The organism is Phormidium pseudopriestleyi FRX01, assembly GCF_017313335.1.
In the GTDB taxonomy this organism is placed as follows: domain Bacteria; phylum Cyanobacteriota; class Cyanobacteriia; order Cyanobacteriales; family Laspinemataceae; genus Laspinema; species Laspinema pseudopriestleyi.
In genome coordinates, this window is record NZ_JAFLQW010000018.1 from 1 (window position 1) to 9,287 (window position 9,287).

Genomic DNA, 9,287 nt, shown 5'->3' on the forward strand with positions numbered 1-9,287 from the left:
CGACCCTTCGACCCTTCGACCCTTCGACCCTTCGACCCCCTTCGACCCTTCGACTGGCTCAGGGCTCAGGACAGGCTTCGACTGGCTCAGGGCTCAGGGCTCAGGGCTCAGGGCTCAGGGCTCAGGGCTCAGGGCTCAGGGCTCAGGGCTCAGGGCTCAGGACAGGCCTCTCCCAAAGGGGGAGAGGGGAGAAGACAGATGTCATAAATCATTTAGAACAAGCTATATAGGCGTTCTTCTCAACAGAAACCCGTCAGTTGAGATCAATCAATGCGGTGGGGAATCACCCGGTTTCAACGAGAGCAGTCGAGGCGATTCGAGGGGTTCGGGCGGATATCAAGGTAAGATGCAAGATGTAAAGAATTGCTAAAGCACTAACTCCACCTACTTGATGCTGAGTGATTGTATTGTATCTGCCGATAAGTTGCCATGAACTTTGCTAATCTTGCCGCCCAGTTAAATGCTGGAATAATTTTGCCAGAGGTGATTGTGATCGTCACCCTGCTGGGGGTCCTGGTTTATGACCTGATCGTGGGACGGGAGTCGCTGAAAGTGACCCCCTACATGGCGATCGCCGGTCTACTGGCGTCCCTGGTGGCCCTGGTTTATCAATGGGATGCCAGCGACCCGATTTCGTTCCTCGGTGGGTTCAATGGGGACTCCATGAGTGTGATCTTTCGCGGGATTATCGCCCTGTCTGCGGTGGTTACCGTTTTGATGTCGATCCGCTATGTGGAAAACTCAGGCACCGCAATGGGCGAATTCCTGATGATTTTGCTCACCGCAACCCTTGGGGGAATGTTCCTCTCCGGGGCAGATGAGTTGGTGATGATTTTTGTGTCCCTGGAAACCCTGAGTATTTCATCGTATCTGCTCACTGGTTACATGAAGCTGGATCCCCGTTCCAATGAGGCGTCTTTAAAATATCTGCTGATTGGCGCTGCCTCTTCGGCAGTGTTTCTCTATGGAATGTCTTTGTTGTATGGACTTTCGGGAGGAGAAACTCGCTTAAGTGCGATCGCCGAGGGCTTGTCAGCTTCTGGAACCGGCCCCTCGATTGGACTGGTCATTGCCCTCGTGTTTGTGATTGCCGGTATTTCGTTCAAAATCTCTGCGGTTCCCTTCCACCAATGGACTCCTGACGTTTACGAAGGCTCTCCCACCCCGGTTGTGGCGTTTCTCTCCGTCGGTTCTAAAGCGGCAGGGTTTGCCCTCGCCATCCGTCTGCTGACGACGGCGTTCCCCCTAGTTGAGGAACAGTGGCATTTTGTGTTTACGGCCCTCGCCATCCTCAGTATGGTTCTGGGTAATGTGGTGGCCCTAGCTCAAACCAGTCTCAAACGGATGCTTGCCTATTCCTCTATCGGACAAGCGGGTTTTGTGATGATTGGTTTGATTGCCGATACGGATGCCGGATATGCCAGCATGATTTTTTACCTGCTGGTTTATCTATTCATGAACTTGGGTGCATTCACCTGTTTGATTCTCTTCACCCTCCGCACGGGAACGGATCAAATTAGCGAATATGCGGGCCTCTATCAAAAAGACCCTTTGTTAACCTTGGGGTTAAGTATTTGTTTGCTTTCCCTCGGTGGTATTCCTCCCCTGGCTGGATTCTTCGGAAAGATTTATCTGTTCTGGGCCGGTTGGCAAGCGGGTCTTTATGGCTTAGTCATACTAGGATTATTGACCAGTGTGGTTTCCATTTACTACTACATCCGCGTCGTCAAGATGATGGTGGTCAAGGAACCGCAAGAAATGTCCGATGCGGTCAAAAATTATCCAGAAATTAGTTGGGATTTACGCGGAATGCGCTCTCTACAAGTGGGTTTGATTCTGACGGTGATTGCCACTTCTCTCGCTGGAATTCTGTCTAATCCCCTGTTTACTTTGGCGAATAATTCCGTTTCTCGGACCTCTATGTTGCAAGCCTCTATGGGGAAACCCATCCCCGTTGCCACATTAACCAGTCCGGCAGATTTGAAAGGGTCTCAAACTCCTTAATAAAAGCCGGGTAAGTCGTTGACGGTAATATTTTTTAGAGGCAATCCCCGTGGGGTTGCCTCTCTCCTTTTTTTAGGAGGTCTGATCAACCCGAATGCCGTGTCAATTCAAGTTAATTCAAAATTAATTGCAGTAACCGAATCACCAGCCAAGTCAGTAATCCATAGATGGCGATCGCAATCAAAGCGTTGAATTCAAAAGCAGAATTTCCAAAGGTAGGGGTGGTAAACAGCGTTTCAAACGGCGTGACAAAGGGAGCGGATAAGGCATAAATAAATCCGGCAAACTGGTTGTCTGGGTTTGCTCCTAATAGTCGCAGCATGACCCTCAAAATTAATAAAACGCCCAATGCTCCCATCAGATAGTAAATCACTTGATTGGTCTTGCTTAAGGCGAGTCTGCGTCTAACTTCAGCCATGCGCCGTTCCTCTTCTTCTAATTGAATACCTTCAATTCGCCGGTGGATATGTTCTTCTTGTTGTCGTAATTCCTGAATCTGTCGGCTCAATCGCGCCTCTTCTTGTCGCAGTTCCCCGAGGTGTTGAGTGTGACGTTCCTGTTCCCGTCGCAGTTCATCAATGGCAGGGTTTGGGAAGGGCTCAGAGGCACTATACGGGCGATCGCCTCTGGGAATGGCCGGAGTTGCAGGTGTTAACGGTTCTTCTGGAATTGCGTTTTCGCGATCGGGTCGGTTATTATCTGGGTTCATTTTTATCCCTCCCTACAAGATAGTCTTATTGCTTATGCTATCAATCGGTTTACCCGGTGAGGGCGATCGCCCGTAAAATCGCAGCCGATTTCGGCCTGGGAAAATCACCGGCAATCTGGAAGTGATGCCGCCATTGTTTCTCACATTCTGTTATTCTCTGGACTCCCAGCCCCCTGGGAACCCCAAGCCAAAAACGAGAATGAAAATCTAATTTTATGGAAGAATGTATTGGGAATATGACCCCGATCTCATTTAAAGAGTAGGGTGGGCAGTGCCGAGGCATTGTTTTGACCCGATTAAACCCCATTAAAAACGGATCGTGCCAAACCCTACAATTGCTTACGCAATCTATAACATCGAACCCTAAACGTAGAGGCATCCTTTGCGAATCGCCTCTATATTTAGGGTTTGCCCTCCAAAAATGCGTAAGTCCTAATAGACTTTGACAACCCGATTCCGGATCATTTAAGACTACGATAGACGAAATTTTAAACAGTTAGAAACCGGGTTGGTGAAATTATCGATTTCGGTTGTGACGACGACGACCTCCGGACCAAGGAGGCGGACCTTCGGAGTCCCGAATCTGTAAAACTTCCCCATTCTCCCGAGTAATTGTGAAGGCATCCAAATCATAGCCTTCATATTTTCCCACAACTGTCACGCGCTCCCCTTCGCGCAAATCCAGTTGATGATACCAATGGGGTCCCGCATCCACAATGACTTGACCCGTCCCATCATCCAGTATAAACTCATTGCCGACTACACTTTTAATCTCCCCGGAGATGGTTAGTCCCGAAGTGCGCTGTAATTCTCGAATGGGAATTTGTGCGCTGACTGGATTAATGCCCATGACAAACATCGCGGCAATCAGAACCGCTGTAAATGTTGATTTCATCTCGTTTTACCTCAACTCTGTCTCTACTCTAAAAAACAAAGATGACCAGAAAATGACCAAAATCCAGCGCTCAAAAACGGGGAGGGGTTCTCGCGGTCATATTTTGGTCATAATGTTAATGTAATGTTAATGTAAGTTCAACAACAACTAAACTAAGGAACCTTGTGATATGTTTAATTTAAAGTCTTCTAATCTACTCCTCGCCTGTCTTTTGAGTGCCAAAGCTAGTTTACTATTAGTCGCCCCAGCTCAATCTGCACTCAGCAGTTCTCCCGGCGATCTCGCCATGAATTCTTCCGTAGAAGTTGAAGTGGTTAACCTGACTAACAATTCCACCGAAAGCTCCGAGTCATCCGGGTTACTTGCCAATGCCGATTTCGATCGCACTCAGGATGTCAATCGGGATGTCAATCGGGATGTCAATCGCCATCAAGCCGGTCAGACTTCCTCTATTCGTCAGGTATAATCTCCAGGTCGCTTTGAAAGCCGGTTGACCAAGGATTGAAAGTGTAATCCAATGGGTTTGTTCCCGGCTTACACTCCCCCAATACAGATATAGCAATCCTAAATGATTTATGGCATATATAGCTCCCCTCTTCCCCTTTGGGCCGCCTTATGTTGGGGGTGAGGGCATTCCACAACTGATAAAGGATCTGCTATAGATGTTTAAATGAGGTAAAATATTGAGTTGTGGTGAGATTGATTTAATTTATGAATGGTTTTGAATCTCTATTATATCCCTACCCAGTCCCCCATTTTTTTGAGAAACACTGGAATAAAGCGGCCCGGTTCATCCCCGGAGAAAATCCGAATAAATTTTCTCATTTATTTGGGTGGAATCAATTAAATCAATTATTGAATTACCACCTCATTCAGTATCCGGATTTGCGGTTTTCGCGGGATGGAGAATCGGTACCGGCGACCCCATCCAATCAATGGCTGGAACAGCTTCACCAAGGAGCTACGTTAATTATCGATAGCGTTCATGAACGGGTTCCGGAACTGGAAAAATTGGTTGCTGATGTTCGTCAAGAAACCGGCTATCGCGGCCAAATCAATCTTTATTGTTCACCGAGTGACCAACAAGGATTTAACTGTCATTATGATAGCCATGATGTGCTGATTTTGCAAATTGAGGGGGAGAAAGACTGGTTTGTTTTTCCGGAAACTGTTCCCTTTCCCGTTAGTGGGATGCGTTCTAAAGACCAAATTCCCCCGGATGTGCCGCCTTATTTGGAATGTCGGTTGCAACCGGGAGATTTGTTGTATATTCCTCGGGGACATTGGCATTATGCGATCGCCAGTTCCAATCCGTCCCAGGATGACTATTCCCCATCCCTGCATTTGACTTTAGGAATTGATTGCCAAACCGGGTTAGATTGGATGAATTGGTTGGGGAAAGAATTGCAGGAAAATCCTCAATGGAGAGAGAGTTTGCCGGTGATTCCGTCTGGGGAGAGAACGGCAGTGCAACCCTATATGGAACAGTTGCGCGATCGCCTGGTTGAGTTCCTACAAAATCCCGAAACAATCACGCGATACTTAAATTATTTAAACTATAGCGATCGCACCCCACTTCCCTTCGCTTTCCCCCATCAACTAGGCAGCCAAATTTTCGACGCCGGATTAGAAACTCGATTTATTCCCTCAGCGTTACATCCAGTGCAAATTGTTTGCATCGAGGGGCATCAAACTCAAGTGATTATCGGAGCAAAACAAGCGACAATTAAAGGAATCTCCACTGATATTGTCGAAAAACTGTTTCGTCCCGGAGGATTTAGTCTCCTAGATTTAGCTGACTGGTGTCCCTCCCTGGATGTAGAAACCGGAGTAATTCCCCTCTTGACTCGGTTAGTCACTCAGGGCATTTTATTCGTAGACAGTTCCTCCTCAATTGAGGGATAAAATTTTCGGTGAACTTCCCCCTCTAACCACCGGCCAAACCCTCGTAAAAATACGATGACACCGGCCCGATTATGAGAAGGGGTGATTGCCAATTCCAGAGCTTTTCTCATGGCAATCTGTTGTTCAGGGAAGTACGCGGAAAATCGTTCATAGCACTGATATAAATCAGGAGTATAACATTGGTCTTGTTCCATCACCAATTCAAATCCTACTCTAATCATACGTCGAGCAATCCAAGCACATTGTTTTTTGACTTGATTTGAATAATCTAAGGCACTTGGAGATAAACCTTCTAAACCCTTTAAGGTGGTGGCTAAATCAGTTTCCCAAGTATAACTATAGCTGATCAAGTCAACACCGGGCTTAACCGGGTTCAGGTTTTCAGGGAGAGAATGACCAGCGATTTGCCAGCTTTGGGTTTGAATGATTATCGGCCATATTGAATCCGTTTTTTGGATTACAGTTTCATCAAAGAGGATTAATTCTACTTTTTTGCAAAACAAATACCGTCTTTTCAGGGTTTGGCAGAGTTGCTGGGATTGCTCAATATCTTCTGGGGTAATTTCCCCGGATAATATGGCAAAACTATCTAAATCAGAACAATTCAAAATTGCCAAACCGCGCGGGACCGAACCGCGCAGATAAAGTCCTTGTAAGCGCGAGGGCCAAACTTTCAGACAAGTTTGGCGCAGTTCCTCAACTAAAGAGGTCCAGGGCGGGAGAATCTTATTCCAGTCACAATCATTGATAATAAAACCGTCTTGATCCGTTGGAAAAAAGTGACCCCAAGAGATAATTTTAGTCATGAATATTAACTCAATTATGAATAAAGGGTTAACCCATTAACGGTAAACGAATGGTAAATATTGAACCCTGATTCAGGGTGCTAGATACCTCTAGTTTGCCCCCATGAATTTGAACAATTTGCTGGGCGATCGCCAATCCCAGCCCAAAGCCCGTCGTCGTTTCATAGCCTTTTTTATCTACCCGGTAAAACCGTTCAAAAATATGAGAGAGCGCATCAGGCGGAATCCCTACTCCTGTATCTTTTACCTCAATGATAGCCCAATTTTGTGCCGTAGATACAAAAACATCAATTTTTCCTCCTGCCGGAGTGTAACGACAAGCGTTACTCAAGAGATTGATAACCGCTTGTGGGAGCAAACTAATATCCGCCTTGACGGAAATGGAAGTCTGGGTGCAATGATAGGTTAATTCTAGGGACTTGGCTTGAGCTTCTGGTAAAAAATCAGTGACTAATTGCTGCAAAAAAGGGGCTAAATCCACCGGATTTAAAGACTCAGAGTTTAACCCACCTTCATGGCGAGCTAGAAATAATAATTGACCTACTAAATCGCTCATCTTCTTGGTCATTTGCACAATTTTTTGAAATCGGTTTCTCAGGGGGAAATAATCGATTTCATCTTCTTGTAACTCTTCCAATTCGGCGATATCCATTAATCCCACCTGAGCATTACTCAAGACTGCCGCTAAGGGGGTTCGTAATTCATGAGAAGCATTAGCGGTAAAACGCTGAAGTTGTTCGCAGACCACTTGTAAGCGCTGATTGCTGGCTTGTAAGTTCAATTCTCGGGTGGCTAATTCTCGTTCAAGTTGGTAAAATAAATGAATAGACAAGAAAAATCCCAAAACTCCAATTCCGGCAGAAATACATAAAATATTCCAAGTAATTTGACGATAAAGTTGTTGATGAACTTGGCGTTCTTCTAATAAATTTTCCTCGGTTTCAGCAAAGCGATTAATTAATAATCTGGCTTCATCCATTGTTGCTTTACTTTCCTCCAACCATTCATAAAGCGCATCAGCCGGAACCCAAACCTCGTCGGAATCACGCAGTTTGTTAACTTCGGATTGGAGGGTAATTTTTTGGTCAAATATCTCTAAGTTTTCCTGGGTAATACTCTGAATTTCTTGCAGAAGAAGGGTTTGCTCTGGGTTATCTGTGACTAAATATTCTAACCGTTCTAAAGATTCAGGAATGATACTAATGGCTTGATTATAAGGGGTTAAAAACTCTTCTCGAAAGGTCAAACCATACCCACGCACTCCTGTTTCTGCGTCAATTAGGGCATTTAAAAGGTGTTTAGTTTCTAGGCGGACAATTTGGGTGTGTTGGACCCATTCTTCATCTTCAATTAAGCTAAGTTTCAACCAGGCAAATGCGAATAAAGTGGTAAATAAACAAGTCACTGGAATGGCAATAATGACGGTGCCGCGAATCCGAATCGGCAGTTTATTCCAGTAATTTAGATAGATTTTCAGCACATTCATCGATTAATTCTGAGGAATTTCAAACCGATAACCGACCCCATAAGCAGTTTCAATCCAGGTTTCTATTTCCAATTCTTGCAAGCGCTTCCGCAGGCGTTTCACCCGAGAGGCGACTGCATTGCTTTCGGGTTCTTCACCCCATTCCCAGAGGGCTTGTTCCAGGCGATCGCGACTGAGCACCTTACCCTGATTTCGCATCAGATATTCCAACAGTTGAAAGTTCTGACTGGTAAGTTTAATACTGCTTTCTCCTCGGGTTAAGCTCATGGTATCCAGATTTAAAGATAAGTCACCCACTTCGAGAATATCCCCAATCCACAGGGGCGATCGCCTGCGTAAGGCGCGGACCCTTGCTAACAATTCCTCCACATCTACGGGTTTCACCAAATAATCATCTGCCCCCGCATCTAATCCCCTCACCTTATCCGCCGTAGTATCTTTCGCTGTCAACATTAAAATCGGCGAGGTTTTCCCCTCTTCTCGATAGAATTCACAAATAGAAACTCCATCTTCTCCGGGTAACATCCAATCTAAAATCAGTAAATCATAGTCTTTTTCACCGATTAACCATCGGGCATCGGTTCCCTCCGCCACCCCATCTACAATATGTCCCGAACGAGTCAAGGCATTATGTAGGGGTTCAAGTTGTTCTGGGTCATCTTCAAGCAATAAAATCCGCATCACACACCATCCGTTTGAGTTCGAGAAATCCTGAACGGGGATATTCCCAGTCACGAGAATAGCCCCGTTCCAGATTATCTCTATCCATCTGAAGCGCTATAGTAGAGCTTAGACAAAGAAATCATTCGCACTGAGCATAGATGGAGTGACGTTATCAATAATTCCTAGAACTTGATTGAGCTGAGACACTCGAATTGCTGTACCTAAACCCATCGCTTCTAAACTCAAGTCCGCAAATGTTAACCCCGGACTCAGTTGAATGCGATCAAACCCGATTTCAAAATCCAGAACGCGATCGGCTGTTGCTAAATCTGTGGCGGCAGTTCCTGATGATAAAACAAACACATCATTCCCCGGTCCTCCCGTCAAAAAATCTTGTCCAAAATCGCCACTGAGGGTATCATTGCCCTCCCCACCATCCAGAAAATCTGAGTCTTTTCCCCCAAAAAGCAAGTCATTTCCTAGATTCCCCAATAGCATATCTTGGCCCTGATTGCCCCAAAGGGTATCATCCCCTTTTCCCCCAAATAGCACATCATTGCCACCTAGACCTAACAGCATATCTTGACCGGCATTAGCCGAGAGAATATCATGACCTTCTCCCCCGAATAAGGTATCATTTCCTGACTGGCCATTGATACTATTCGGGGTGATGGGATTTCCTGCTATTAAATCATCCATAGGGGTTCCCTGTTGCTGATTCTGTCCAGGGGGGTTTTGCCAGCTGAAGGGAATGACTGCCGGAGAATTGCTGCGCGCAATGCTGATGGCATCGAAATCTTCTAAATCATCGCGATCGCC

Annotated in this window: 9 protein-coding genes; 3 read left to right on the forward strand and 6 right to left on the reverse strand. The window is 45.8% G+C overall.

The features are described from left to right. Window positions 1-429: 429 nt before the first annotated feature. Entirely contained in the window at window positions 430-2,004 is a 1,575-nt protein-coding gene (locus J0895_RS00660; RefSeq protein WP_207086222.1) for an NAD(P)H-quinone oxidoreductase subunit N, read from the forward strand. Between the two features lie 112 nt (window positions 2,005-2,116). Here the strand turns inward: J0895_RS00660 and J0895_RS25545 are convergent, their stop codons facing one another. Beyond that, window positions 2,117-2,713 (reverse strand): YggT family protein, encoded by a 597-nt coding sequence (locus J0895_RS25545; RefSeq protein WP_242540948.1) that lies wholly within the window; start codon window positions 2,711-2,713, stop codon window positions 2,117-2,119. 517 nt (window positions 2,714-3,230) lie between these two features. Then, window positions 3,231-3,608 (reverse strand): OB-fold nucleic acid binding domain-containing protein, encoded by a 378-nt coding sequence (locus J0895_RS00670; RefSeq protein ID WP_207086223.1) that lies wholly within the window; start codon window positions 3,606-3,608, stop codon window positions 3,231-3,233. A 169-nt stretch (window positions 3,609-3,777) separates the two neighbouring features. Between J0895_RS00670 and J0895_RS00675 the strand changes: the two genes are divergently transcribed. Continuing rightward, a complete protein-coding gene (locus J0895_RS00675) occupies window positions 3,778-4,074 on the forward strand; it encodes a hypothetical protein (RefSeq protein ID WP_207086224.1) in 297 nt (98 codons plus the stop codon). 245 nt (window positions 4,075-4,319) lie between these two features. Then, a complete protein-coding gene (locus J0895_RS00680) occupies window positions 4,320-5,513 on the forward strand; it encodes a cupin domain-containing protein (RefSeq protein WP_207086225.1) in 1,194 nt (397 codons plus the stop codon). Here J0895_RS00680 and J0895_RS00685 read toward each other — a convergent pair. The 4 genes from J0895_RS00685 to J0895_RS00700 all read right to left on the reverse strand — a co-directional run. Beyond that, window positions 5,468-6,319, reverse strand: coding sequence for a hypothetical protein (locus J0895_RS00685; RefSeq protein ID WP_207086226.1), 852 nt, complete (start codon window positions 6,317-6,319; stop codon window positions 5,468-5,470). The two genes, J0895_RS00680 and J0895_RS00685, sit on opposite strands and share 46 nt — an antisense overlap. A 28-nt stretch (window positions 6,320-6,347) precedes the next feature. Further along, window positions 6,348-7,805: a sensor histidine kinase gene (locus J0895_RS00690; RefSeq protein WP_207086227.1), complete on the reverse strand. Its 1,458-nt coding sequence runs from the start codon at window positions 7,803-7,805 to the stop codon at window positions 6,348-6,350. Between the two features lie 3 nt (window positions 7,806-7,808). After that, window positions 7,809-8,486, reverse strand: a complete 678-nt coding sequence (locus tag J0895_RS00695; RefSeq protein WP_207086228.1) for a response regulator transcription factor — start codon at window positions 8,484-8,486, stop codon at window positions 7,809-7,811. A 108-nt stretch (window positions 8,487-8,594) separates the two neighbouring features. Further along, window positions 8,595-9,287: calcium-binding protein (locus J0895_RS00700; RefSeq protein WP_422894298.1), on the reverse strand; the 693-nt coding region annotated here is incomplete at its 5' end.

What these genes read in the sequence shown, in the direction of transcription:
- J0895_RS00680 (WP_207086225.1), top strand. Translation starts at nt 4,320, where the DNA reads ATGAATGGTTTTGAATCTCTATTATATCCCTACCCAGTCCCCCATTTT.
- J0895_RS25545 (WP_242540948.1), bottom strand. Translation starts at nt 2,713, where the DNA reads ATGAACCCAGATAATAACCGACCCGATCGCGAAAACGCAATTCCAGAA.
- J0895_RS00685 (WP_207086226.1), bottom strand. Translation starts at nt 6,319, where the DNA reads ATGACTAAAATTATCTCTTGGGGTCACTTTTTTCCAACGGATCAAGAC.
- J0895_RS00660 (WP_207086222.1), top strand. Translation starts at nt 430, where the DNA reads ATGAACTTTGCTAATCTTGCCGCCCAGTTAAATGCTGGAATAATTTTG.
- J0895_RS00695 (WP_207086228.1), bottom strand. Translation starts at nt 8,486, where the DNA reads ATGCGGATTTTATTGCTTGAAGATGACCCAGAACAACTTGAACCCCTA.
- J0895_RS00690 (WP_207086227.1), bottom strand. Translation starts at nt 7,805, where the DNA reads ATGAATGTGCTGAAAATCTATCTAAATTACTGGAATAAACTGCCGATT.
- J0895_RS00675 (WP_207086224.1), top strand. Translation starts at nt 3,778, where the DNA reads ATGTTTAATTTAAAGTCTTCTAATCTACTCCTCGCCTGTCTTTTGAGT.
- J0895_RS00670 (WP_207086223.1), bottom strand. Translation starts at nt 3,608, where the DNA reads ATGAAATCAACATTTACAGCGGTTCTGATTGCCGCGATGTTTGTCATG.